Below are 26,642 nucleotides of genomic sequence, written 5' to 3'. Positions count from 1 at the left end.
CGTTGTTTGTTTGCATATGTTTTAAGGAACTCTTTGTGATGGAAGATTTTTTATTTTCAAATGAACAACCACCTGAAGTAGTAAGTGAAGAGCAAGGAACATGGAAAGTTCTAATTGTTGATGATGAACCCGAGGTTCATGCTGTTACGCGTTTAGCGTTGAGTGATTTTAAGTTTCAAGATAGACGCTTGGAGTTTATTAGTGCTTATTCCGGCGCAGAAGCGAAAAAGTTGATTGATGATCATCCTGATGCGGCCATCATCCTACTCGATGTTGTTATGGAAACAGACGATGCGGGTTTGCAAGTAGCAAAATACATTCGTGATACCGTTAAAAATAATTATATTCGCATTATTCTACGAACCGGGCAGCCAGGCCAAGCACCCGAGCGCCAAGTAATCGTAAATTACGATATTAATGACTATAAATCTAAAACAGAACTTACCGCACAAAAATTATTCACCGTTATGATGGCAAGTCTTCGCTCGTATCGCGATATTATTTCGATTGAGCAATCGCGTGAAGGGCTAGAAAAAATAATCACCGCTTCGCGCAATATTTTTGCAACCCATTCAATGGATAACTTTATTGAAGGCGTGATGCAGCAGCTTACTTCTTTACTAAACGTTGCTGATGAAGCCATGTATGCCACCACCTTAGTTGCACAAAATCCGTCAGAGGAGATGAATAAAAAACTGATTGTTTGCTCTGGTACCGGCGATTTTGCTAAGCGCGAGGGAGAAGAGCTAGAAACCGTACTAGCAGAAGACCAACTGTTAGCGTGCCAAGAGGCCCTTGCTAACAAAGCAATTGTGTACAGAGATGATTATTTGTTTGCTTATTGCAGCAGTAAATTTAACCATAATTCAATGTTGTTTGTATCAGGTGTGCCGTCAAAGTTGACGGATACACAACGAAACCTAATTGAAATCTTTTCTCAAAATGTGCAGTTGGCATTTGAAAATGTGCAGTTACATACTGAAGTTGAAGCCACACAACAAGAGCTTGTTTATCGTTTAAGTGAAGCCGTTGAACAGCGCTCGTGCGAAACGGGTAATCATGTAAAACGGGTTGCTTATATTTGCTATGAATTAGCATTAGCCTACGGGTTATCTGAAGAGCAAGCGAATTTAATTCGCTTTGCATCGCCTTTACATGATGTGGGTAAAATAGGTATTCCGGATGCAATTTTAAATAAGCCTGGCAAGTTAAATAGCGAAGAGTGGGAAGTTATGAAAACTCATGCTGGAAAAGGCTATGCTATTTTGAAAGATTCACCGCGTAAAATAGTCAGCGCAGGGGCATTAATCGCACAGCAGCACCACGAAAAGTGGGATGGTTCTGGTTACCCTAGTGGATTAAAGGGGGAGCGTATTGATATTTTTGCCAGAATAGTGGCATTGGCTGATGTGTATGATGCACTGCGCCATAAACGTTGTTATAAAGGTGCGTGGACACTTGAAGAAGCGGTTGCGGAGATCAACGCAAATAAAGGAACGCATTTTGATCCTAAACTTGTTGATGTATTTAATGATAAACTTGAAGATCTCGAAGCGGTACTTTTACGCTTTCCTGACAAAACACATAACTAAACAGAAGTAACAATACATATGGATTATTTAGCATTAAAACACTCACACATGGCCATTGCGCTAGTGAGTATTATTTTATTTTACGTACGTTCTTTTTCTCGTATGGGCAGTGGCAGCCTTGCCAAAAATAAATTGGTTTTTATTGGTAGCCACAGTATAGACACTTTATTAATTGTCTCAGCCATCGGTTTAATGGCAATGGCTAAAATAAACCCATTAGAGCAGCTTTGGTTATTAGAAAAAATTATTCTAGTTATCGTTTATATTGTTGTGGGTATTATTAGCGCTAAACAAACGACAACCGTTCCAAAAATCGTATTTTTAGTACTTAACACCGCTGTTATTTTAGCTATTGGTTACTTAGCAACAGCTAAAGCCCCGCTGTTGTTATAATTAACAATGCCTATTTAAGCTTTGCACACCAAAGGTGTAAAGCTTACCTCTTCAATTCATTTCTGATTATTGGTATCTAGCTTTAAAATTAGGTAAACTACGTCCTCGTTTTCTAGAATGTTGTAGTATGAATGACCACCCTCGGGTTTGATGAACACGATGAATCTTATATAGAAGATGCTTACGATGATTTTTTGCCGCCGGCTATATATCGTTGTATCAAAGCGGAAGCTAAATGGGACCCTCAAATAGACTTAACACCAAGTCTTGAAATACTCACTGCGTTTGAGCAGCAAATAGAGTCTATTTGTCAGCAGATGCCGGACGAACACGATCGCCTAGATAAACTACTTGATAGCTTTTATAGTGAGTGGCTATTTAGTGCATCAAGCTTGAAAGTTCCTGAGTATAAGTTAAATAGCATCAGCTACACCTTGTCTATGCGCAGTGGCACACCGACAACCTTAGCTATTTTGTTATGCCACTTTTTACAGCATGCTAAACTCGATGCCAGTGTAAGCATAACTCAAGGCGAAGTGGGCATTCACGTCGCAATGAGTGATGAAGAGGGTTATCTTGTTGACCCTAGCAGTGGCCAACAAAGTTGGTACATCATTCCTGAAAATATTGATGAAGAAAATCCTCAAGAACAAGAGCCTTTAGAGCTTATTTTTGAAGACGAAGTGTATAAATTATTTTTAGCGCAGCAAAAATGGTCTTTCATTAGTGAAAATAAATTTGGTCATGCCTTAACTTGCGTCGATTTATTAATGGAAATGTTAGGTGATGATCCCTATGAGCGACGCGACAGAGGTTATTTACTAAATCAGCTTGGCTGCCCTAAAATGGCACGAGATGATTTACAGTTTTTTGTTGATGAATGTCCTGATGATCCTGCTATTGAAATCATTCTACATCAAATTGAAGAACTTGAAGACAATCATAAAACTCACCACTAAGAATAAAAAATAGGAAATGTTATGGCTGATCCCCAAACTGCATTAATTACCAATGATGCCGTTGTACTTGGTTTATTGGCGATTATTTTAGGGTTTATTTTCAAAACCTCAAATAGTCAACGCCCAGGTCTTGTGGCATTTTATAAATATGTACCGGCATTATTGCTGTGTTATTTTTTGCCGTCATTGTTAAATACCTTTGGTATTGTTGATGGTTCTCAATCTAACGTGTATTACGTCGCTTCGCGATATTTACTGCCAGCGTGTTTAATTTTGCTTACCATCAGTATTGATTTAAAAGCGATTATTAATTTAGGTCCTAAAGCATTAATTATGTTTTTAACCGGCACCGTAGGTATTGTGATTGGTGGCCCATTAGCTATTTTAATAATGAGTGCTGTTTATCCAGAAGCGGTAGGGGGACATGGCCCTGACGCTGTTTGGCGTGGTATGACAACCATTGCAGGTAGCTGGATTGGTGGCGGTGCAAACCAAGCATCTATGAAAGAAATGTTTGAAGTGGGTGGCGATATTTTCTCAGCCATGGTCACCGTGGATGTGATAGTGGCTAATTTATGGATGGCAGTATTATTATTAATGGCAGCTAATCATAAAGCGATTGACGCTAAAGCCGGTGCAGATACCACCGCGATTGAAGACTTAAAGCAACGTGTTGAAAAATACCATGCAGAGCATGCGCGTATGCCAACGCTAAATGATTACATGATGATTATTGCTATTGCCTTTGGTATTACCGGTTTAGCGCACTTTTGTGCAGATATTTTAGGGCCCTTCTTTGCCAATAATTATGCGTGGGCAAAAGAATACAGTTTAAACAGTAAGTTCTTTTGGCTTATTGTTATATCAACGACGATAGGTATTTGCTTATCGTTTACCAAAGTACGCCATATTGAGGCGTTTGGTTCATCGAAAGTGGCGTCAGCCTTTTTGTATATTTTAGTGGCATCGATTGGCCTGCATATGAATGTAATGGCGATTTTTGATTCACCGATGTATTTTGTTATTGGTGCAATTTGGATGTTAACTCACGCAAGCTTAATGCTCATTGTGGCTAAATTAATTAAAGCGCCATTATTTTATATGGCTGTTGGCTCACAGGCCAATGTAGGTGGCGCAGCGTCTGCCCCTGTTGTGGCCGCTGCGTTTCATCCGTCACTGGCACCGGTCGGCGTATTATTAGCTGTACTTGGCTATGGTGTAGGTACATATATGGCGTATATTTGTGGATTAATGATGCAAGCAGTTGCACCATAAGGAATTAAAATGAACAACCAAGTTATTAATATCAATGAAATAGAACTGGCAAATAATAAACCTTTTGTTTTATTTGGTGGCATGAATGTGCTTGAATCACGCGACTTAGCGATGCGTATTGCCGAGCATTATGTTGAAGTGACCACTAAATTAAATATTCCTTATGTATTTAAGGCGTCATTTGATAAAGCCAATCGCTCGTCCATCAATTCTTACCGTGGTCCAGGCATGGAAGAAGGCTTAAAGATATTTGAAGAGATTAAAAATACCTTTAATATTCCGCTTATCACCGATGTGCATGAACCTCATCAAGCAGCACCGGTTGCAGAGGTTGTTGATGTTATTCAGCTACCGGCGTTTTTGGCTCGTCAAACAGACTTGGTGGTTGCAATGGCTAAAACAGGCGCGATTATTAATGTGAAAAAGCCACAGTTTTTAGCTCCGCATGAAATGCGTCATATCATTACTAAATTTAATGAAGCCGGAAATAATAATGTGGCCTTATGTGAACGTGGTTCAAGCTTTGGCTATAATAACCTAGTGGTTGATATGCTAGGTATGGATGATATGAAAACCATGGCTCCCGTTATATTTGATGCAACTCATGCACTGCAGCGTCCTGGCGGTCGAGCAGACTCAGCCGATGGTCGTCGTGCCCAAGCTGCCGAACTTGCTCGTAGCGGCATGGCTCTTGGTATCGCAGGCTTATTTATTGAAGCGCACCCCAATCCAAATGAAGCAAAATGTGATGGCCCCTGTGCATTAGCATTGAGCAAGTTAGAAGGGTACTTATCGCAAATGAAAGCGGTGGATGATTTAATCAAGAGCTTTGCCCCTCTTGATACCAGTGCTAGCGATTTATAAAGTTGATTAGCACTTTAAAAAGCGACTTAGGTCGCTTTTTTTATGGCTTGAATATACTCTTTCCTAGCATAGGTATATAATTCACCGCATAAGAAAAACTAATTCTAAGCTTGGTTGCCATGTCAAGACGAGTTCCTCCATTAAACGCGCTGAAAGCTTTTGAAGCTGCAGCACGTCATTTAAGCTTTACTAAAGCCGCAGAAGAGTTGTATGTCACGCAAGCTGCGGTGAGTCATCAAATAAAAACGCTTGAAGAGCATTTAGGCTTAAAGCTGTTTTTACGTAAAAATCGCTCGTTATTATTAACCGAAGAAGGCCAAGGTTACTTTTTAGATATTAAAGAGATTTTTACTCAGCTAATAGATGCAACTGAAAAGCTATTAGCTCGTGGTGCCAAAGGCTCGTTAACCGTAAGTTTAACCCCCAGTTTTGCGATTCAATGGCTCATTCCTCGATTGAGCTTATTTAACGAATTACACCCAGAAATTGATGTGCGAATTAAAGCCCAAGATCAGGATGAAAACTCGTTAACAGACGATGTTGATATTTCAATTTATTATGGTCGCGGTCATTGGAGTGGCGTACAAGCTTATAAATTGCACACTGAATACTTAGTGCCACTGTGTAGCCCATTATTGTTAAGTGGCCCCAGAGCGCTTAACCAACCCAGTGATTTAGCAAACCATACCTTGCTACATGACACCACCCGTAAAAACTGGAAAACCTGGATGAAAACCGCCGGCGTACGTAATGTACAAGTTAACCAAGGACCTATATTTAGTCATTCTTCTATGGTGTTACAAGCTGCGGTACATGGCCAAGGTGTTGCAATTGGTAACAGCGTACTAGCAAAACCAGATATTGATGCAGGACGTTTAGTGATCCCGTTCAATCACAGTTTAGAGAGTAAAAATGCCTATTACTTAGTGATCCGTGAGTCACAAAATGAGTTAGGCAAAATTGTATCGTTTAAAGACTGGATGTTAAGTTTAGTTGAGCAGGAGCAAGAATATTAATGAGCATCGAATGGGTTAGAAGTAGTCAGCAACCGGCAATCGCACAGTTTATATTTGCTCATGGCGCAGGGGCTGGCAGTGATTCTGAGTTTATGCAAATCATGGCTAAACAACTCAGTGAGTACGGTATTGACGTTGGCTTGTTTGATTTTGAATATATGCAAATTGCTAAACAAACTAACAAACGTCGCCCACCAGAGCGAGCGCCTAAACTACTTACTTATTTTGAACATATAGTGACTCAAGCTGATGCAAATTTACCGCTATTTATAGGGGGTAAATCAATGGGCGGGCGCATGGCATCGATGCTTGCCTGTTCGACCTCTCATCCTGTTTTAGGTGTGCTTGCGTTTGGTTATCCGTTTCATCCTCCGGGCAAGCCAGAAAAACTGCGTACAGATCATTTTGCAGACATACCGTGTCCTTTTTTAGTATTACAGGGGGAAAGGGATACCTTTGGCACCCGCGAAGAGCTTGCCACAATGGCCATGCCAAAGCAGCCAAAGTATGTATGGTTAACGGATGGTGACCACTCACTAAAACCGCGTAAAAAAAGTGGCGTGACTGAGCAACAAAACCTGAATGCTGCGGCAATACAGGCAGCAAGCTTTATAAAGAATACGCTTGAAAATTTAAAAGAGGATAAACATGATTAAACTATTTTTATTAGCAGGCAGCTTTTTTTGCATGCTTTCAGTGATACTGGGCGCATTTGCTGCTCATGGTCTGAAAAGTCGTTTATCAGAGTACTCCATTGGTATTTTTAAAACTGCCGCTGAGTATCAAATGGTGCATGGGCTGGCGTTAATTGCAGTGGCTATTTTAATTAAGTGGGGTATGCACCTCAGTATGGCGGGTGGTTTTTTTATTGCCGGTACATTGTTATTTAGTGGCAGCTTATACTTATTGGCTTTAACAGGGTTGAAGTGGCTGGGCCCAATTACCCCATTGGGTGGGCTGTGCTTTATTATTGGTTGGATAGTTATTTTAGTGCAAGTTGCACGATTTAAGTTTTAAAGAGTTTAAGGGTTAATATGTCTAGTGTTGTGATTTACTGTCGTAGTGGTTTTGAAAACGATGCCGCTGCTGAAATAACGTTTCACGCTGCCGAACAAGGATTTGCTGGGTATGTAAAAGCAAAACCAAATACCGGTTATGTTATTTATGAATGTTTTGAAGCGCAGCACAGCGACGAAATAATCAAAAAAGTTGATTTTAAAAATATGGTGTTTGCACGCCAATGGTTTGCCGGTAACCTAATTGAAAATATGCCCGTAGAAGATAGAGTAGGCGCTATTGTAGATGCTGCAAAAGATTTTACTTTGTGTTCTGAGCTGCGTGTCGAAACACCCGATACCAACGAGGGCAAAGAGTTACTGACTTTTTGTAAAAAAATATCAACTCCGCTTAAAAAAGCCCTCGAGAAACAAAACACCGTATTGCGTGAACCAAAAGCCAATCGTCCAGTAATGCATGTGCTGTTTTTAGCTAATAATACTGCGTATGTGGGTTACTCATATAGTTATAACAATTCTCCTTTTTTTATGGGGATCTTACGTTTACGTATGCCAAGCGATGGCCCAAGTCGTTCAACGCTTAAGTTAGATGAAGCGTTTAACGTGTTTATTCCTGAGCAACAGCGTGAGTCGCGGGTACAAGCTGGGATGCGCAGCGTTGATTTAGGTGCATGCCCAGGTGGCTGGACTTATCAGTTAGTTCGCCGTGGTATGTTTGTTAGCGCGATAGATAACGGCCCAATGAATGAAAGTTTAATGGAAACGGGTCAGGTAAAGCATTTTAGAGAAGATGGTTTTAAATACCGTCCAGAAAAAAGAAACATCACTTGGTTGGTTTGCGATATGGTAGAAAAGCCGACTAAAGTGACTAACTTGATGATTGACTGGGCAGTAAATGCTTATGCAAAAGAGCTTATTTTTAATCTGAAATTACCGATGAAAAAACGCTTTGATAGTGTGTATGAATGTTTAAAAATGATCAGAGAAGAAATGGCGAAGTACGGCATAAGCTATGAACTTCAAGCTAAGCATTTATACCATGATCGTGAAGAAATAACGGTGCACTTAAATGTCACTAAAGTGCCACAGAGCTTATATAGTTAATCTATTAGCGAGTATAAAAAATGGGCCAAGTGGCCCATTTTTTATTTTAACTACGGTATTGTGGTCGGTAATTTTCAACCCATAATCGTGTGGCACCACATACCGCCACAGGCATAACAATTAAATTTACAAATGGGATAGCGGTTAGCAGCATCACGGCAAAGCCAAACCCATAAGATAACCCTTGTTTGCTTTTTAAATCATTTTTCATTTGTGTAAAGCTAATTTTGTGATTATCAAAAGCATAATCTTTATATTGCACCGCATACATCCAGCAGGTAAAAAGCACCCATAGCACTTGGCCTATTACAGGTAGTACCCACAATAAAATAAAAAAGCCGATAGCGCGTGGGAGGTAGTAGCAAAGCTTAGTCCATTCCCGGCCCAGCATTCGCGGAACATCTTTAACTAAATCAGCTAATCCGTCGTCGTTAATTTTTTGACCAGTTAAGTAAAGCTCTACCTTTTCACTTAGTAAGCCATTAAAAGGTGCGGCGATAAAGTTAGTAATAACGGTAAATAACATACTGTAACTAAACAGCACCACCAGCACAGCAATTGGCCACATTAACCATTCGAGCCAACTTAGCCATTCTGGGAGCATGGCGTTTACGGCATTAAAGCCATCACTAAGCCAGCCAAATAAAAAGAATAAGGAGCTACCAAATAATAAAATATTAATAAGTAGGGGTATAAGTACAAAGCGTTTTAGCCCTTTTTGACTAATTAACTTAAACCCTGAAAAAAAATATTCCATACCTTGTGTTATTTGCACACTAACCTCATCGATTATTACTATTTTAGCTATTATAAATAGCTTGATGATTTTAAACAGTACTTTTAAGTAACAAAGTATTTAATAAAGGGTATTTACAGATGGTATGTAAATAAATGATTTGTTGATAAGTACATTTCAAATCGCCACCTTGTATTGAATGGCAAACGCTCGTGAAATAGACGAAAATAGCATAGATGCTGATTTCAATATTATGTATAGTCAAAAGACTATAATAAATTATTATAAACAGGCCCTAAAATAGAGCGACGCATTTAGCGTTAGTGATTGTTGAGGAATATAATTTGATTGAAATAATGAGAGTCAGAAAGCTGCTTTCTCAGCAACAAAGTATATTATCGAAAATAGCACTCGGTGCGCCACTTGATGAGGTACTGGAAAATATTTGTTTATCTATTGAGGAGCTTATTGAAGACTCTTCTGCAAAGTGCTCTATATTAACGCTCAAAGGAGAGCAGCTATTTCATAGCGCGGCACCTAATATTGCACAGGGTTATTGCCAAGCAATTAATGGTGTGAAAATAGGGCCAACTGTCGGTTCATGCGGTACTGCAGCCTATGAAAAAAAACGCATTATTGCCGCAGATATTTCAACATCGCCATTATGGGATGATTATAAAGCATTGGCGTTAAGTTATGGTTTAAGGTCATGTTGGTCTACCCCCATTATTTCAACAAAATCAGACATTTTAGGCACTTTTGCAATTTATCATGACAGCGCAAAGTCACCGACACCACAAGATTTAGAATTAATAGATTTTTTTGTTGATTTCACCAGTATTGCTCTTGAAAAGCACACCGAGTCACTAAGATTAAACGCGTTGCTTTTTGAATTACAGCAAAGTAATGAAAAGTTTAAAGCCTTTACAAAAGTGCTTCCTGATCTAACCCTCATTTTGAGTGAAGAGGGGGAGTATACCAATGTTTACGGCACAGCTAATGAAAGTTTATATTTAAGCCAAGAGCACGTTATTAATCAAAATGTCAGAGATATTATGCCTCCTGAAGATGCAAATCCTATTCTGGCGGTGATTGACAAAACGTTGCAAACTAATGAAGTTCAAGTGTTTGAATATCAGCTCAATATAAAAGGTAAGCAGCTTACATTTGAAGGGCGAACAGCTCCCCTTGAAAGTTACCAGCCTAATAACCCGTCACTGAGACATGTGGTGTGGATGGCCAGAGATATCTCTAATCGCAAAGCTGCCGAAGAAGAAGTACAACGGTTAGCATTTTTCGATCCGCTCACTAACCTTCCTAATCGCAGAATGCTCAATGATAGGCTCAGTATGTATGTGGAGCGAATTAAGCAGTCTGATCATTCTGGCGCACTCTTATTTTTAGATTTAGATAATTTTAAACGCATAAATGACTCACTAGGTCATAATGCAGGCGATGAAATACTGGTTGAGTTATCACAACGATTAACAGCTATTTTGAACCCGGCAGATACCCTCGCACGAGTCGGTGGTGATGAATTTATTATTCTTATCGAGCATGTCGGTGATAGCCACATGCAAGCTAATAGTGAATCTGAGTTGATTGCTAAAAAAGTACAAAGTGTCTTTTATGAAAAATTTGAAGTGGGCGATTTAGCGTTTCAGGTCAGTTGTAGTATTGGTATTTGTTTGATTAACACGAGCAATGCCATAACCGCTAATATTTTAAAATTTGCAGATACCGCTATGTATCGCTCTAAAATGAAAGGCGGTAATAGTAGTAGCTTTTACGACCCCGCACTGCAAACCTTACTGGAAAATCAAACTGAGCTTGAAACTGACATTGTTAGGGCTATCGCGTGCGATGAGTTTTGTGCTTATTTTCAGCCACAATTAGCAATTGATGGAACCCTTGTGGGTGCTGAGGCATTAATAAGGTGGAATCATCCAACCAAAGGACTTATCCCCCCTAATGCATTTATTCCAATTGCCGAGCAATTTGGCTTAATTCAAAAGTTACAAAATATTGTATTAAGAGATATTTGTATTTTACTTGAAACACTTCGAGATAATAACTTACTCGATGACAGTTTTAGCGTATCAATTAACATTAGCCAGTGTCAGTTTAATTCTTCCACTTTAAAAGGTGAGCTATTTAAAGCAATTGAAGCGTTTGACGTCTCGCCAACTCGAATTAAATTAGAGATCACTGAATCAATGTTAGCGGGTGACTTGATGGGGACCGTAAAGCAAATGGAAGAATTAAAATCGCAGGGATTTGTGTTTTCAATTGATGACTTTGGTACGGGCTACTCGTGTTTAAAACATTTAAGCGTGTTTCCTATTGATGAGTTAAAAATTGATAAAAGCTTTATTGATAAAGTGCTCAATAGCGCTTCGGGTCAAAGTATTGTGCAATCTATTATTGGCTTAGGTCATAGCTTAAATATTAACATTGTGGCCGAAGGGGTCGAAAGTGCTGAGCAACTAACAACATTAAAGTCGATGGGCGTGAATGCAGTGCAAGGTTATTTATTTGCAAAACCATTAACCCACAGCAACTATTTAACATGGCATAAACAGCATCAATAACCCTGTATTTATCACTAACAGAGCGACAGGTTTAGTTGCCCTAATCGATAAGCCGCGTTGTTTGCGTACCCACTGCGCAGCAACGTTTAATAACGTACCGCGCTTTTGCTAAAGCAAAAATGTATATTTTTTGTTTGTTTGATACCGTGATGTAATTTATCTTTTATTATTGTGTAACTACTACACAAATCATTCCTGAGGCATTGGTTTAGCGTTTTTAACGCGTTAAACTAGTCAGGAATTGGCAATAAGTCTACTTGTTGTGACATTACCTAGACGTGAACATGACAAGTACTTAAAACTCGCTTTTGAGTTGCTTTGTCGTTTGTTGAAACTAGGGTTTAGTGTGATGTCATGGTGTGTCGCTATGTCGGTAACTTTAAAGAACCATTAGGAGCGATAAATGAATACCACTAAAGCAACTTTAAAGTCGGGTGAAACACATTCTTCCCGAGTTAAGTTTCTGGATGGGGTTGATATACCCGTATTTTTAATCAGTGGCGGTATATTAGTTTTATTTGCCGCGCTGGCCCTTTACGACATTAAACTGATGTCTGATTGGATAAATACGGCCTTTGCCTTCTCAACCAAAATATTTGGCGCCTTTTGGCAAGTCCTACTTTTATTAACCTTTTTGATTGGCATTTTCTTAGCTATCGGCCGCACTGGCTCAGTGGTACTGGGTGGCTTAAAAACCCCTGAAATTTCTACCTTTAAGTGGATAAGTATTATTATGTGTACTTTGCTTGCTGGTGGCGGCGTATTTTGGGCCGCAGCAGAGCCAATGGCACATTTTATTTCTCCGCCACCGCTATTTGGTGGTGAAACAGGCACTAACGATGCCGCCTACAACGCACTTGCACAAAGCTTTATGCACTGGGGTTTTTTAGCCTGGGCCATTTTAGGCAGTTTGACCGGCATTGTTTATATGCATCTCCATTACGAAAAAGGCTTACCACTTAAACCTCGTACTTTGCTTTATCCCGTATTTGGCGAGTGCGTAATGAAAGGCGCGCTAGGCACTGTCGTTGATGCATGTTGTGTATTAGCGGTGGTTGCCGGTACTGTGGGCCCAATTGGCTTTTTGGGATTGCAAGTGAGCTTTGGCCTAGATAAATTGTTTGACATTCCTGACACATACACCACACAAGTGGTTATTTTATTTAGTTTAATTGGTATTTATACACTTTCAGCGGTAAGTGGCGTTACTAAAGGTATTCAGCTGTTAAGTCGTTTTAATGTTGTTTTGGCTGTAGTGCTGATGTTGTTTATATTACTGGTGGGGCCCACTGCGTTTATTATTGATAGCTACATCCAATCGTTTGGCTTGTACTTAGATAACTTTATTCCTATGGCTACGTTTCGTGCCGATAAACCATGGTTAGACTGGTGGACCGTATTCTTTTGGGGCTGGTTTTTAGGTTATGGCCCTTTAATGGCGATGTTTGTTGCGCGTATATCGCGTGGCCGAACTATTCGTGAAATGATTTTACTCATCTCTGTGGTTGCGCCAGTGATCACCTGCTTTTGGTTTACCATTGTGGGTGGCTCAGGCATATTTTTTGAGTTAAATAATCCAGGTGTTATATCAGAACCTTTCGCAGGGCTTAATTTACCAGCGGCATTGTTAGCAATTACTGAGCAGTTACCCATGGGGTTTGTTGTGTCTGTATTATTCTTAGTACTGACCACTATTTTTGTGGCAACAACCGGTGACTCAATGACGTACTCGGTATCTATGGTGATGACCGGTACCGATCATCCGCAAACATCAATTCGTGTGTTTTGGGGGATTATGATGGGGGCAGTGGCTGCATTACTTATCTCTATTGGCGAGGGCGGAATTTCAGCGCTACAGTCCTTTATTGTGGTGACCGCGGTGCCAGTTTCTTTTGTGTTACTTCCGTCACTGTGGACAGCACCACAAATAGTTAAAAAAATGGCAGATGAGCAAGGGCTCTAATAGCACATAAAAAAGGCGCTCGTTAGCGCCTTTTTCTATTTTATACATCACTTAAATTTTAACAAAAAACAGCCACATTTTTTCAGCCTATATCAACTCTACCGGATTAAAATAATTTACTAAAGAACAGTTTAATTTGTTGATTGAGCAAGTTTGTTAAGTTTTCTCAAACTATTTAATTATTTTAAAAATGAGGCCAGCTCGTCAACGTGCGTTTGAGTTTCATTTATTAAAAGTCCAATTTGTGCCGCTGCTTCGTTTGACGTTTTGGCAAGGTTACGTACTTCGTCAGCAACCACGGCAAAACCTCGTCCAGCTTCACCGGCTCTCGCAGCTTCAATGGCCGCATTAAGAGCAAGTAAATTAGTTTGATCTGCCACGGCATTGATGGTGGTGACCGTAGTTTGAATTTTCCCTAATACGGTTGACATTGATTGATGCGTTCCAGTAACTAATTTGTTTCTAGAAGAGACATTACTACCAAATACAACGTATTTAGAAACCTTACCGTTTAAATCGGTAATAGAAGAAATAATGCAATCTAGCGTTACGTCTTCATTTTGATGCGTCAATGACATCATTACTTCAGTCGGCTTGCCTTGGTTGAGTATTTGAATACGTGAAGCGTCTAAATGATCCCTTAAATTACCAAACACACTCGCTATGTTTGAGCCCTCAGATATGTTTAATTGCTTTTCGGTATACTCATTGGCAGATAGGAACTGGCCATCTTCATTAAACTCAATCACAGCCGAGTGGCTACTTATTGCATCTTTTTGGTTTATTTGTTCAAGTACTTGGCGCTTAATTTCGCGAATATCTGAACTTACGCCCACAAACCCTGTGTGCTGGCCATTATCATCAAATGTTGGGTTTACCGACAGAACAATCCAATATGGCACACCATTTTTATCAAAATTTAGTATTTCTTCATAAAATGGTTGTTTGTTTTTAAGGTTTTTTGAAATCCGCTTAACGGTTTCTTTGTCTGTTTGTTCTCCCTGCAAGAAATTGCCTGGTTTTTTGCCTTTTACTTCTGCAAGTGTATAACCTGAAAGTACTTCAAAGCCAGGGTTAACATATTCTACTAAGCCATCTTTATTGGTAATAAGTACACTAGTACTGGTATTGCTGACCACCTTAGATAACAGTTCAAATTGCTTATAGTCTTCAACTTGTGATTGTTTTGATAATACAAATGCAGACAACAAGGTATTATTGAAGTTAAAAGTAGTGTGGGTAACATTATAATAAATATTGTCTTTTACAGATAAACACAGTGAACCGTGTTCGCTATTTAAAGCATCTTGTAAAACGTTTAGCAATTTAGTGTTTTCTTTGGGCAGTAGTGCTGCGTCGGCACTGTTCGACGTATCTAAATTATTCGCAACAAGCTTTGAGTTATCATCGAAGACTGCATAGATATCTTCACCTAAACTCAGAAGTGTTTGCCAAGCTTGCTCATCTAACACTCTTATCGGCTCAGGCTTAAATACATGTAGCGAGCATGTATGAAGCTCTTTTAATGTAAGCGGGCTAATGTGTTGGGTTAAAAACAAATTATTTCCACAAGCAATGGTTTTGCCTGTTGGATTATAACGTTTATTTAAATAAGTTAATGTATTAGTGTCATTAGTTTGGTTAAGTGTCTTACTTAGCGATGTAAACTCATCATTCACTGCAATAACAGTGTTGTCGTTGTTAACGATAATCGCAGCTGCTTCGTGTGTACTAACTAGCTGTTTTGCAAACGCCTGTTTTCTTTTTTTTGGGCTAAACCACATTATTTATTCCTAATTTACACTCTAATTGATTGCATTATACGCCCGTCATAGTACATCTAGGTCAAACTATTGTTTTTTATTTTGCAATAATAATTTTGTGTCGGTATTTTTTAAAAGTAATGACATAAAACATAGTTATTGTTCATTTGTTACAATGCGTTATAGTTTGCTAACAAATAAGAAAATAAATTAGAGATAACCTATGCAGTTAATAGATTTAACCCCTGATGATCCCGATGTGATTAATGTTTTTTCTGATATCGACAGACTTATTAATTCTTTATATCCAGTAGCGACAGCACAGTCATTGTCTGTTAGTCAATTGGGCCAACCCAATGTCTATGCAATAGGCTTGAAAAATGAAGAGGGGATTATTGCTTGTGGGGCGATTGTTATGCAGTTTGATACCCAGCCCTATGGTGAGATACGCCGTTTATATGTCAAACCTAGTTATCGCGGAAAAGGCTTATCGCGCCGTATTATGCAAATATTATTACACCATGCTGGCGAAGAAGAAATCCCAATCATAAAGCTAGAAACAGGGCCAAAGCAAAGACAATCAATCCATCTTTACGAGAATTTAGGGTTTGTACAATGTGCCCCTTTTGGTGAATACACAGAAAACCCGAACAGCCTATTTATGGAGCTTGCGCTCAGCTAATAATACGCTATTTACTGTTTTTCTTTATCAATTTTAATCCTCACTCGTTACGAGTAGAAATACTTGTTGGACATGAATCGCTATTTTTCTTTTAATGCGCGCAACTAGCCGGTTTGGCATTCATAAATAAAAGAGAAAGATAAATGAAAGAGACAACATCACTTGAACAAGCTCGTACGAGCTACAACGTTCGTCATTGGAGCCAAGGTTTTTTTGGTATTAATGATCAAGGTGATGTGTATGTTGCGCCCAAGGCTGATGCCCCACAGCAAACCATTGCATTAACAGACATTGCTAAGCAGCTTGAAGAAAAAGGCTTAAGCTTGCCGGCGTTAGTTCGCTTTCCACAAATTTTACACCATCGCGTGCATAGCTTATGTGGTGCATTTAATACTGCTATAGAAAGTTATGGTTATCCAAAAGATTATTTATTAGTTTACCCGATTAAAGTTAACCAACAACGCGAAGTAGTTGAAGAAATTGTTGCCAGCCAAGCACAAGTAGAAAAAAAACAGCTGGGTTTAGAAGCAGGCAGCAAGCCAGAGTTATTAACCGTATTAGCGCTGGCTGAAAAAACCAGTGCGGTGATTGTGTGTAATGGCTACAAAGATAAAGAATATGTGCGTTTAGCGTTGATTGGCGAAAAGCTGGGCCATAAAGTGTATATCGTACTTGAGAAACTGTCTGAGCTGGATATGGTACTTAGCCAAGCTAAAGAATTAAATGTAAAACCACGCATTGGTATTCGTGTGCGTTTAGCATCGCAGGGCAAAGGTAAATGGCAAGCCAGTGGCGGAGAAAAATCTAAGTTTGGTTTATCTGCTTCTCAAGTGCTGTATGTAGTAAACCGTTTAAAAGCAACAGATCAGCTAGATTTAGTCCAACTGGTGCATTTTCACTTAGGTTCGCAAATGGCCAACATTCGTGATGTGCGCTTAGGTGTAAGCGAGGCTGCGCGTTTTTATTGTGAATTACGTAAGTTGGGTGCACACATAGAGTGTCTTGATGTAGGCGGCGGTTTAGCGGTTGATTACGACGGCACACGCAGTCAATCACACAACTCAATGAATTACAGTTTAGCTGAATACGCAAATAATATTGTGTACACCATAGGTGATATTTGTAAGCAGTATGAGCAGCCTTTCCCTACCATTATTTCAGAGTCGGGAAGAGCATTAACGGCGCATCATGCAGTGCTTATTTCCAATGTAATTGGCACCGAAACGTATACACCAGAAGAAATAGAAGCACCAGCTGACGAAGCGCCGCAGCTACTTAAAAATATGTGGACGTCATGGCAACAACTCCATGTGCTTACTGATGACCGTGCATTAATTGAAATTTTTCACGACAGCCAAGGTGATTTAGCCGAAGCGCATAGTCAGTTTGCGATGGGATTATTAGATTTAACCCAGCGTGCATGGGCAGAGCAAATAAACTTACGCGTTTGTTATGAACTCAATAAATTAATGGATAACAAAAACCGTTTTCATCGACCGATTATAGATGACCTAAATGCGCGTTTAGCGGACAAGTTTTTTGTAAATTTCTCATTGTTTCAGTCATTGCCAGACGCGTGGGGAATTGATCAAGTGTTTCCAGTATTGCCATTAAGTGGTTTAACGCAAGCACCGCAAAAGCGCGCGGTGTTATTGGATATTACTTGTGACTCAGATGGCGCTTTAGAGCATTATGTAGATGGCCAAGGTATTGAAAGTACGTTACCAGTACCTGAATACTCAGCCGATAAACCGTATTTAATGGGATTTTTCTTGGTGGGTGCCTATCAAGAGATTCTAGGCGATATGCATAACTTATTTGGTGATACGCACAGTGCTATTGTCAATATGGATGAGCAAGGTGTTGCCAGCATTACAGAAATTAACCTCGGTGATACTGTTGCTGACATGATGCGTTATGTACATTTAGATGTTGAAGGTTTTCAGCAGTCTTATGCGCAGTTAGTCAGCGCAAAAATTGCAGTAGATGAACAGCAAAGCGTCCTCGACGAATTGCAAAGCGGCCTTGACGGCTACACTTATTTAGAAGAGTTATAAGCAATGTCTAGCTTGTTTGGTCATGTTGACCACTCATTATACTCAAATGGGATGACGTTTTTACGTCGTCCTATGGTACAAAATATTAACGCCATAGACGCCGATGTAGTAGTACTAGGTTTACCGTTTGATTTAGCCACCTCTGGGCGCCCTGGTGCCCGCTTGGGGCCAGATGCAATTCGCAGAGCGTCGGTGCATTTAGCATGGGAAGATACTAAATATCCGTGGACGTTTCCTTTGTTTGAACGGCTAAAAGTAGCGGATGCTGGCGATTTTACCTATCCGGTAGGCGATCCTGAGTATTTTACTGCCCAGCTAGAAATGGCGGCAGAGCAAATACTTCGCCAAGGTAAAACATTATTAGGCTTAGGTGGCGATCATTTCGTAACGTTACCGCTATTGCGCGCACATGCAAAAATTCATGGCAAAATGGCGTTAGTGCATTTCGATGCGCACACCGATACCTATAGCAATGGATCGCGTTTTGATCACGGTACTATGTTTTATCATGCGCCAATGGAAGGGTTGATTGATGTTAATCACAGTATTCAGCTCGGTATTCGTACCGATTTTGATCAAAGCAAGCATGAGTTTGCAGTGATTGATGCTATGCAGGCCAATGATCTTCATGCGAATGATATTGCAGCGCAGATTATTGAGCGAGTGGGCGATTTACCGGTTTACTTAACCTTTGATATAGATTGTTTAGACCCTGCCTTTGCGCCAGGTACAGGTACACCAGTATGTGGTGGTTTAACTTCTGATAAAGTGCTGAAAATTTTACGTGCACTCAAAGGCATTAATATGGTGGGTATGGATGTAGTTGAAGTATCGCCTTCTTATGACCAAAGTGAGCTCACCGCCATTGCCGCAGCAACGATTGCCAGTGAATTATTGCATTTGTGGGCACTTAAGCATAAATATTAGTATGTTTTAATGCAGCTCAAAAAAGCGCCAATTTGGCGCTTTTTTGTATAAAAATAAGAGTACTATGAAAACTGCATATTGTGCTTTTTAGCATAAATAAAAAACACCGGAATTTCGATTATTACGTAAGTTAAAAAAGTAAACCAAAACCAATTAACTTCAAATAGTAACCAGCTAAATTGCACGCCCGAGTTGTAATAAAGGCGAGATGCAATTAATAGCGTAATGCCTGTTGCAAATAAATCTTGTACCGATACCTTTTTAAAGCTGCTGCCTGCAAAGCGCGGATAAATAAACCCGTAGCCAAGCGTTATCATAATGATGACTAATAACAATAAATTCAGTTCAGGGGTCATAGTGGTTTATATTGCCTCGCATATTCTATTCGCTCTTGAGAGCTTGGGTGTGTTGATAAATACTTTAACCAAGTATCATCAAGGGTCGCCTCTTGTGCTTTTAAATTATTTTCCAGTGCTTCAATTGCATCAGCAAAGTCGTGGTTAGAATATCCTAATTTTAAAAGATTTTTAATAGCATATTCATCGGCCTCTTGTTCCATATCTCGTGAAAACGCTTGTTGTAAAAAAGATGAACCAGAGCCAAGCACGACCTCTAATATCCCTTCTAAATCACCAAAAATAACTGCAAATACAACGGTGCTCGCTGCAGCTTGTGCTGCAAGGCGAATGCTGTGATGGTGTTGAACATGACCAATTTCATGAAGTAAAATAGCACGCAGGGCATCAGGTTCATTCTTTAATAGCTCAACAAGTTCGTCAGTCACAACAACCCGCCCATTAGGAAGAGCAAACGCATTAGCTGAAAAATAATCTGACTGATAAAAAGAGAGTCTAAATTTTGCACTGTCTAAATTGAGTGAGTTAAGCATTAAACGCCATTGTTGCTGTATTTCTGATTGCTTATTAGTAGAAAGTTGAGAAGGTTCTAATGCGACTTTTTCTATCACACTGAGCGTTTGCTTTCCCATAGTTTCAATTGTCGAGGCAGGTGCTAAGTTAACGCTATATACGGCTACTGATGGTATTAAGCGGTATAAAATTAACCAAAGCAATAGGGGAATTAGCAGCACGGATGCAACAATAAGAATCTTATTTTTTTCTAAGCGTTCACTTAGTCCATGCTTTTTAAGCGTGAATGGCCATCTAAATTCTACATCTTGAGGAACAAATCGCCCACCATCAGCAAAATTTAACTCTGATGCCATGCCCGGTAACGGACTATCAAGTTGGCAATCGTCTAAAGTTGATGAAAGTAACGTCGTATTCTCAGAGTCAACAAGCGTTATTTGCTCATGGGAAAGGTATGCGTAGCTTTTAATATATTGGCTGCTATTAGGGTAATAATAACAGCCAAAAATAGGATAATTACTCATTAGGTGAGTGAAATATCAATATCAAACACATTAGCAGCTTCTTCAGCAAATGATGACTGCTCATTTTGTGCAACATCAATCAACGAAAGTGCGCCGCTATAAATAGTGACTTCTGTAACTGATGCTAATAGCTTTGCTCTGCGTATTTTAGCCCAAGGGTAGGCAAGTCCTAAGGTAAATATAATTGCCAGTACATTGGTAAATAGTAAGATGGCATAGTCAATGGCTTTTAAGTTCGAATCAAAGGTAGCGACTTCTGTAAATTCACTGTTATTAAAAATATGATTTCGAATAAGCGAATGATAAACAGCGCCTACCAGTGTTAAAAACGCAACATACAACGCAGCAATTAATAGCGGCACTACAATTGTCGAAAGGCTAAAGTTTTGTGTGTTTAAGTTATCGATCGTTAAGGCACTTGCACCAGCAAAGAAGCCAAAAATAACTAAGCCACCTATTGCAACTCCCAGGGTAATAAGTGCTGCGATGTAATAGCGTTCGCCCTGAAGATTTACTGTAAGTGGTTTATTTCCATAGCTGATGTTTTCATGCATATATTGATCAATTCGCTTTAATACATACGGCAGTAATAGGTGTAATGTGAATACACTTGCAATAGGCAATAAAACAAAGTTAATAAATGCATCGCCGTAATTACCTGAAAAAGCAAAGCGTACATTACGATGGCGGGTCATACGCATGTTAAAGCGCAAACCTTGGTTAATGATCCATGGCAACAAAAATAAAAAACCAATAGCAAATAAAAGGCCTATCGCCGGTGCGAGGCTGCTTAGTATGGTGTAAATTAAAAACACGATTACCGCTAAAATGCGGCCTTTTAGAATTTGTATAGGAGTGGCTAGGTAGTCAAAGCTATGACCGTCGATACGCGTATGACCGTAAAAATAACGGTAGGTGCGTACTTTTGCCCATGCAGAATAAATTCCTAAAGTAATAATACTTAGCAGTATATTGACACTCCATATGCCAAAAAATTCGCCGCTTTTGCCGCTAAATTGTACTTTACCGCTAAAAATAGAGGAGGGTGTTTGGTTTGACTCAGATGAAGTTGGGTGTATTGATTCCATTTAAAAAAAATCCTTGTAATTTTTTGTAAATTTATCCTTTTTAGAGAATAAAAACAATCTTTATGATTAGCTAGCTTATTGTAAGTAGGCTAATTTTATTGCTTTTGCTGTTTATAGGGCTGCACTTTAAGTCTCCTCTGGTATACTGTGCAGATAATTTAACGGGGCTGACATGATTTCAAAAAACCAACTTAAACTAATTCGCCAGCTTGGCCAAAAGAAGTACCGCAAGCAACTTAATCAATACCTTGTACAAGGCGAAAAAAATGTACTGGAGTTATTAAATAGCCCATTAAAAGTAACCGATGTGTTTGCAACGCAAAACTTTATTGATAATAACCAAAGCGCATACCCTCAAACGCATTTTATTACAGCAGATGAAGAGCAGTTAACAAAGGTAAGTACTTTAGTCAGTAATAATGCGGCGATTGCCATTGTTGATATGCCAAGTACCACATTACCCGATGAAAACAGCTTAATATTGGCCTTAGATGGAGTGTCTGATCCGGGTAATTTAGGTACCATCATTCGCGTGGCTGATTGGTACGGCATAAAACACATTGTTGCCAGCACCGACAGTGCCGATCCGTATAACCCAAAAACAATTAGTGCCACTATGGGGTCATTTGTTCGTGTATCGGTAAGCCAAGTTGATTTACCTAGCTATTTAACATCTTTGGATGTGCCTATTTATGGTGCATTTTTAGAGGGCGAGAATGTCCATCATTGCCAGTTTGCTGGGAAAGGGGTGTTATTAATGGGCAGCGAGTCACATGGTATACGTCAGCAGTGTGCCGCGCTGGTAACAAATAAAATTACCATCCCTGCCTTTGGTGGCGCTGAATCACTTAATGTGGCAATGGCAACGGGCATTATTTTAGATAACTTTAAACGCCAAGCTTAACCTTTTGCCTAAAAATAGGTTAAATTGTAACAACTAACAAAAATAATAAAAATTGGTAAAACAAACAGATGCGCTTAAGCACTATAAAATTAGCGGGCTTTAAATCCTTTGTAGAGCCCACTAAAATTCCATTTCCGGATCAAATGACGTGTGTTGTCGGCCCTAATGGCTGTGGCAAATCGAACGTGATTGATGCGGTGCGATGGGTGCTTGGTGAAAGCTCAGCTAAAAATTTACGTGGCGATGCCATGACAGATGTTATTTTTAATGGCTCCACTAACCGCAAGCCCATCTCACAAGCTTCTGTTGAACTCATATTTGATAATACCCAAGGTAAATTACCCAATACCTTTGCTGATCGTAACCAAGTGGCTATTAAGCGTTTGGTAACTCGCGATGGCCAATCGCTGTACTTTTTAAATGGTAGCAAATGCCGCAAACGTGATATTACCGATATATTTTTAGGCACTGGGCTTGGGCCGCGTAGTTACGCCATTATAGAACAAGGCATGATCTCGCGTTTAATTGAGAGCAAACCGCAAGAGCTGCGTGTTTTTTTAGAAGAAGCGGCAGGCGTATCGAAATACAAAGAGCGCCGCCGTGAAACGCAAACCCGCATAAAGAGCACCCGAGAAAACCTAGAGCGACTCCTCGATGTTCGCCAAGAGTTACAAAACCAGCTTGATAAACTTGCAGTACAGTCGGTTGATGCTAAAAAATATCGCGAATTTAAAACCCAAGAACGCACTTTAAAGGGGCAAATAGCGGTATTAAAATGGCAAAAGCTGCATCAGCAACAAGTTGATAAAAGCGCACAAATAAAAAAACTGGATGAACAAATCAGCTTTTTTAAAACGGCGCATTCAGGCCATGATGATGTTCTGGCAAGTCTTGAAGCTCAAGTACAATTTCAGCAAGATAAACTTAATGATGCACAGCAACAGCAGCACCATACACATACAGAATTGACTCGCAGTGAACAGCAGCAAATTAGCATTCAACAACAAACGCTGTCACTGAAACAAAATTTAGCCAAGTTAGAGCAACAAAAAAATCAAAGTGAAGAAGTCAAAACGCAGCAACAAAGTTTCTGCCAAGAGTTAGATGACAGCTTACAACAGGCTGTAGAGCATAACTTAATGTGTAGCGAGCAGGTTATAGAGCTTAGCGATGAGGTTAATCGGCTGCTGGAGATTAAAAATGCCGACACATCACACTGGCAATCGCTAAAAGAAGATTATCAACAATTGCATAATCAGCAGTTAGCGCATACCAACGCAGTAAAACACACAGAACAGAAAAGCAGTTATGTTAAGCAACAACTAACGCAGCTTGATGAGCAAATAGATGAGTTAAAACACAGTGAGATAGAGCAGCTATTAACTCAGCAACAACAGCACAGACAAGCCCTGACTGAGCAGCTAGCGAAAGCGCAAACGGCTCACAGTAAAGGCCAAACTGCGCAAACTACTCAGCAGCAACAGCTAGATGATGCACAGCAAGATTGGCAGCATTTATCTCAGCAAGTAAATGAATTAAAAGCCGGTATAGCGGGGCTACAAACTACTCTTGGGCTTGAAAAAAGCAGCGATGAAAGTTTAACCTTATTTAAGCAGTTAACTGTTCAGTCGGGATATGAGTTTTTAGTCGAGCAGGCGCTGTCATCACTTGAGCACATTCATATATCACAAGGTAAAGCAGAAAATAGCACGTGGGAAATTGCATCGCAGTCTGCAGCTAAGCACAGTATTGCCGCGTTTATTACCACAGGTGTGTATCCTGAGTTATTAAATCATATTGCTTATGATGAAGCCGGCGATATAAGCGCACTTAACGACAATAGTTATATTGCGGTTATAGATAAGCAAGGGGCATTACACGGTCGAAACTGGCATGTAAGTGGCGATAAAAATGCAGAAAATTCCTTATTATTAATGCACAAAAAACTCAAGCAGCAAGAAACCTTACTTGAGCAACAACAACAGGCATTGACGAACGCACACTCCACGCTTGAAGAACATAAAACGCAGGCTGCATTGTTAACTGTTCAGCAAAATGAGCGCAAAGACACTATTCATCAATTAGCACAACAACTTGCTGTAGCAACAACGCGTGGCGATATGCTTAAAGCGCAAGCTGATCAGCATCTGCAGCAGCTAACAAAATTACAACAACAGCGTCTGCCTCTGCTAGAGCAACAACAGCAGTTAAGCGAATTATTGAGCGAAGAGCTCGATAAAAATGAACAGCTTGCACAGCAGTTACAGGCCTTAGCTGAAGAGCTTAACCAAGCCGATAGCACACGAATAAATAGTGATGAGCGTTACAAACAAGCTTTGAATAATGCTGAACAATATAAAACACTAGCGCATCAGGCAAACCTTAATGAGCAAAAAGCACGAAGTGAATGGCAGCTCAGTCAAACAAAACTTAGCCATGCTGTACAGGCGCTTGCAACTGCTGCAGAGGGTGCGCAAGAGATAATAGAGCAGATTGAAGCGTTACTTATTCCTGAGCAAGAGCTTGCAGAGAGTATTGAGCAATTATTAGTACAGCACCAACAAGGCGAACAAACCCTTGTGGATACCCAGCAGCAGTTAGCTCAAGCAAAACAAGAATTACAAAACAAACAAGCGAGTTTAAAAAGTTCACAGACTGAGCTGGTGGCATTGCAAGAGCAGCATCAAAAACTGAGTATTGAAGAGCAAAGCTTACTAATAAAAGCGCAAGCGGTACTAGAGCCACTTAGTGAGCTTAATCAAAATTTAAAACAGGTATTAGCAGAGCTTCCTGCAGAGTTGTCATTAAATGCGGCGCAAAATCAACTTGCTGGAGTAAGTAATCAGCTAGAGCAATTAGGAGCTGTTAACCTTGCAGCCATTGATGAATTTGAACAAGCGAAGCAAAGAAGTGATTATTTAAATAATCAGCTGGACGATTTAACCCAAGCATTAACAGCTTTAGAAGGCGCTATTCATAAAATAGATCGTGAAACAAAAACGCGCTTTAAGTCTACGTTTGATCAGGTAAATCACGATTTTGGCCAGCTTTTCCCCAAAGTGTTTGGCGGCGGCAGTGCTTACTTAGAATTAACCAGTGACGATTTACTCGAAAGTGGTGTTAGTATAATGGCAAGGCCACCAGGTAAAAAAAATTCGACAATTCATTTGTTAAGTGGTGGAGAAAAAGCGCTGAGCGCATTATCATTGGTGTTTTCTATATTCAGGCTCAATCCAGCTCCATTCTGTATGCTGGACGAGGTAGATGCTCCATTAGATGATGCCAATGTGGTTCGTTTTTGCCGTTTGGTTGAAGAAATGTCACAATCTGTGCAGTTTATTTATATTAGTCATAATAAAATTGCAATGGAAATGGCGGGTAGATTAACGGGTGTAACCATGGCAGAGCCCGGCGTGTCGCGCATGGTTGCTGTGGATATTGAACAAGCGGTGCAACTTGCACATGCATAATTTTATAGTCATTTGCTGGTTATTTTAGGTAAAATGATGGCTGTTAGGCATATTAATAATAAAAGGTGAGGGGATGGCCGAAGAATTAAGATGGGTTTTAATTGTGATCAGTGTATTTGTCATTGGTGGCTTATTAATACACGGTTTGTGGTCAGTAAGAAAAAAAGAGAATGCTGAACTCCCTGCAAATGAGCGAGTCGAGCCTGTTCAAGAACAGCAGCCTTCATCTGTACATACTGAGCCACAAGAGCCAACGTTAGCGCAACGAGAAGAGCCACAAATGAGTGAGTTAAACTTCAGCGCTGATGAACCACAGATAGACGAAAGCCCAGTAAATACACCTATCGAGGATGACCTTGAAGTGGTAACAGAAGAGGCCGCAGACACACAACAAGATGCCCCTAAAGACGTTGCAGACTTTGTCATTGTGCATATTCAAATGCCAGAAGGGCTCACTATGCAAGGCAGTAAATTACTGCCTGCTGTTAACATGCTAGGTTTTAAATATTCAGAAGAAGGCTTTTTTAATCGCCACCTAGACCCAGCAGGCCAAGGGCCGGTGTTATTTAGGCTGGTGAATATGTATAACCCAGGCACGTTCGATATTGATAATATGGAACAATTTAGCACCGCTGGGGTGAGCTTATTTATGACTCTGCCATGCGATGGCGACGGTTTAGCCGCGTTTAACATGCTGCACAGCGCCGCTAAAAAAATAGCGGATGAATTTGGTGCCGATATTTTAGATGCAGAGCGAAATGTAATGACGGTAGAGCGTATTCGTCAATATGTTGAACAGGTTCGCGCATTTTCTGCGTAACATACGCATAAGTTAAATTTTGTAAGCCA

General features: G+C 39.9%; 22 protein-coding genes. 17 read left to right on the top strand and 5 right to left on the bottom strand.

Going from position 1 to position 26,642, the window contains the following annotated elements:
• Positions 1–38 precede the first annotated feature (38 nt).
• The 9 genes from ABZP26_RS10635 to rlmM all read left to right on the top strand — a co-directional run bounded on the left by ABZP26_RS10635 (position 39) and on the right by rlmM (position 8,219).
• Positions 39–1,592 (top strand): DUF3369 domain-containing protein, encoded by a 1,554-nt coding sequence (locus ABZP26_RS10635; protein WP_013465326.1) that lies wholly within the window; start codon positions 39–41, stop codon positions 1,590–1,592.
• An 18-nt stretch (positions 1,593–1,610) separates the two neighbouring features.
• Positions 1,611–1,985 (top strand): SirB2 family protein, encoded by a 375-nt coding sequence (locus tag ABZP26_RS10630; RefSeq protein ID WP_013465325.1) that lies wholly within the window; start codon positions 1,611–1,613, stop codon positions 1,983–1,985.
• A 131-nt stretch (positions 1,986–2,116) separates the two neighbouring features.
• Positions 2,117–2,944, top strand: coding sequence for a tetratricopeptide repeat protein (locus ABZP26_RS10625; RefSeq protein ID WP_013465324.1), 828 nt, complete (start codon positions 2,117–2,119; stop codon positions 2,942–2,944).
• A gap of 21 nt (positions 2,945–2,965) precedes the next feature.
• Positions 2,966–4,219, top strand: a complete 1,254-nt coding sequence (locus ABZP26_RS10620; protein WP_013465323.1) for a DUF819 domain-containing protein — start codon at positions 2,966–2,968, stop codon at positions 4,217–4,219.
• A 9-nt stretch (positions 4,220–4,228) separates the two neighbouring features.
• Complete coding sequence (kdsA, locus tag ABZP26_RS10615) at positions 4,229–5,083, top strand: 3-deoxy-8-phosphooctulonate synthase (RefSeq protein WP_013465322.1); 855 nt, start codon at positions 4,229–4,231, stop codon at positions 5,081–5,083.
• Between the two features lie 119 nt (positions 5,084–5,202).
• On the top strand, positions 5,203–6,099 hold the full coding sequence (locus ABZP26_RS10610) for a transcriptional regulator GcvA (protein WP_008115185.1): 897 nt from the start codon (positions 5,203–5,205) through the stop codon (positions 6,097–6,099).
• Positions 6,099–6,755: an alpha/beta family hydrolase gene (locus ABZP26_RS10605; RefSeq protein ID WP_013465320.1), complete on the top strand. Its 657-nt coding sequence runs from the start codon at positions 6,099–6,101 to the stop codon at positions 6,753–6,755. Before ABZP26_RS10610 ends, ABZP26_RS10605 begins: the two co-directional genes overlap by 1 nt.
• Positions 6,748–7,116, top strand: a complete 369-nt coding sequence (locus tag ABZP26_RS10600) for a DUF423 domain-containing protein (protein WP_016900429.1) — start codon at positions 6,748–6,750, stop codon at positions 7,114–7,116. Before ABZP26_RS10605 ends, ABZP26_RS10600 begins: the two co-directional genes overlap by 8 nt.
• 17 nt (positions 7,117–7,133) lie before the next feature.
• Positions 7,134–8,219 carry a 23S rRNA (cytidine(2498)-2'-O)-methyltransferase RlmM gene (rlmM, locus tag ABZP26_RS10595; RefSeq protein ID WP_028834960.1) on the top strand — a complete coding sequence of 362 codons (1,086 nt, stop codon included), beginning with the start codon at positions 7,134–7,136 and terminating at the stop codon, positions 8,217–8,219.
• 46 nt (positions 8,220–8,265) lie between these two features.
• On the opposite strand, the gene cysZ is transcribed toward rlmM, so the two are convergent.
• Complete coding sequence (gene cysZ / locus ABZP26_RS10590) at positions 8,266–8,994, bottom strand: sulfate transporter CysZ (protein ID WP_033103808.1); 729 nt, start codon at positions 8,992–8,994, stop codon at positions 8,266–8,268.
• Positions 8,995–9,299: 305 nt separating this feature from the next.
• Here cysZ and ABZP26_RS10585 point away from each other — a divergent pair, with 305 nt between their 5' ends.
• Together ABZP26_RS10585 and ABZP26_RS10580 are read left to right on the top strand one after the other, a co-directional pair.
• Positions 9,300–11,546 carry a bifunctional diguanylate cyclase/phosphodiesterase gene (locus tag ABZP26_RS10585; RefSeq protein WP_036953992.1) on the top strand — a complete coding sequence of 749 codons (2,247 nt, stop codon included), beginning with the start codon at positions 9,300–9,302 and terminating at the stop codon, positions 11,544–11,546.
• A 403-nt stretch (positions 11,547–11,949) separates the two neighbouring features.
• Complete coding sequence (locus tag ABZP26_RS10580) at positions 11,950–13,509, top strand: BCCT family transporter (protein ID WP_036953995.1); 1,560 nt, start codon at positions 11,950–11,952, stop codon at positions 13,507–13,509.
• 179 nt (positions 13,510–13,688) lie between these two features.
• On the opposite strand, the gene ABZP26_RS10575 is transcribed toward ABZP26_RS10580, so the two are convergent.
• Positions 13,689–15,293, bottom strand: coding sequence for a methyl-accepting chemotaxis protein (locus ABZP26_RS10575; protein WP_036953998.1), 1,605 nt, complete (start codon positions 15,291–15,293; stop codon positions 13,689–13,691).
• A gap of 202 nt (positions 15,294–15,495) precedes the next feature.
• Here ABZP26_RS10575 and ABZP26_RS10570 point away from each other — a divergent pair, with 202 nt between their 5' ends.
• The 3 genes from ABZP26_RS10570 to speB all read left to right on the top strand — a co-directional run bounded on the left by ABZP26_RS10570 (position 15,496) and on the right by speB (position 18,938).
• Positions 15,496–15,954, top strand: a complete 459-nt coding sequence (locus tag ABZP26_RS10570; RefSeq protein WP_013465312.1) for a GNAT family N-acetyltransferase — start codon at positions 15,496–15,498, stop codon at positions 15,952–15,954.
• A 143-nt stretch (positions 15,955–16,097) separates the two neighbouring features.
• On the top strand, positions 16,098–18,011 hold the full coding sequence (gene speA, locus ABZP26_RS10565; RefSeq protein ID WP_036954001.1) for a biosynthetic arginine decarboxylase: 1,914 nt from the start codon (positions 16,098–16,100) through the stop codon (positions 18,009–18,011).
• A 3-nt stretch (positions 18,012–18,014) separates the two neighbouring features.
• Positions 18,015–18,938 (top strand): agmatinase, encoded by a 924-nt coding sequence (gene speB / locus ABZP26_RS10560; protein WP_013465310.1) that lies wholly within the window; start codon positions 18,015–18,017, stop codon positions 18,936–18,938.
• Positions 18,939–19,000: 62 nt separating this feature from the next.
• On the opposite strand, the gene ABZP26_RS10555 is transcribed toward speB, so the two are convergent.
• From ABZP26_RS10555 to ABZP26_RS10545, 3 genes are read right to left on the bottom strand one after another with little or no spacing between them, the layout of a single operon-like run.
• Complete coding sequence (locus ABZP26_RS10555) at positions 19,001–19,294, bottom strand: hypothetical protein (protein ID WP_013465309.1); 294 nt, start codon at positions 19,292–19,294, stop codon at positions 19,001–19,003.
• Entirely contained in the window at positions 19,291–20,331 is a 1,041-nt protein-coding gene (locus tag ABZP26_RS10550; protein ID WP_368484932.1) for a M48 family metallopeptidase, read from the bottom strand. Before ABZP26_RS10550 ends, ABZP26_RS10555 begins: the two co-directional genes overlap by 4 nt.
• Complete coding sequence (locus ABZP26_RS10545; RefSeq protein ID WP_013465307.1) at positions 20,331–21,419, bottom strand: YjgN family protein; 1,089 nt, start codon at positions 21,417–21,419, stop codon at positions 20,331–20,333. The genes ABZP26_RS10550 and ABZP26_RS10545 overlap by 1 nt, the downstream gene beginning before the upstream one ends.
• Before the next feature lie 172 nt (positions 21,420–21,591).
• Here ABZP26_RS10545 and ABZP26_RS10540 point away from each other — a divergent pair, with 172 nt between their 5' ends.
• From ABZP26_RS10540 to zipA, 3 genes are all read left to right on the top strand, one after another.
• Positions 21,592–22,323 (top strand): RNA methyltransferase, encoded by a 732-nt coding sequence (locus ABZP26_RS10540; RefSeq protein ID WP_013465306.1) that lies wholly within the window; start codon positions 21,592–21,594, stop codon positions 22,321–22,323.
• Between the two features lie 68 nt (positions 22,324–22,391).
• A complete protein-coding gene (locus ABZP26_RS10535) occupies positions 22,392–25,793 on the top strand; it encodes a chromosome segregation SMC family protein (protein ID WP_013465305.1) in 3,402 nt (1,133 codons plus the stop codon).
• Positions 25,794–25,866: 73 nt separating this feature from the next.
• Positions 25,867–26,613, top strand: coding sequence for a cell division protein ZipA (gene zipA / locus ABZP26_RS10530; protein WP_024602645.1), 747 nt, complete (start codon positions 25,867–25,869; stop codon positions 26,611–26,613).
• Positions 26,614–26,642: the final 29 nt, after the last annotated feature.

The sequence above is a fragment of the Pseudoalteromonas sp. SD03 genome (assembly GCF_040937955.1).
Classification (GTDB): Bacteria; Pseudomonadota; Gammaproteobacteria; order Enterobacterales; family Alteromonadaceae; genus Pseudoalteromonas; species Pseudoalteromonas tetraodonis.
The sequence above is the reverse complement of the archived record's forward strand: the minus strand, read 5'-3'. Positions and strand labels throughout refer to the sequence as shown.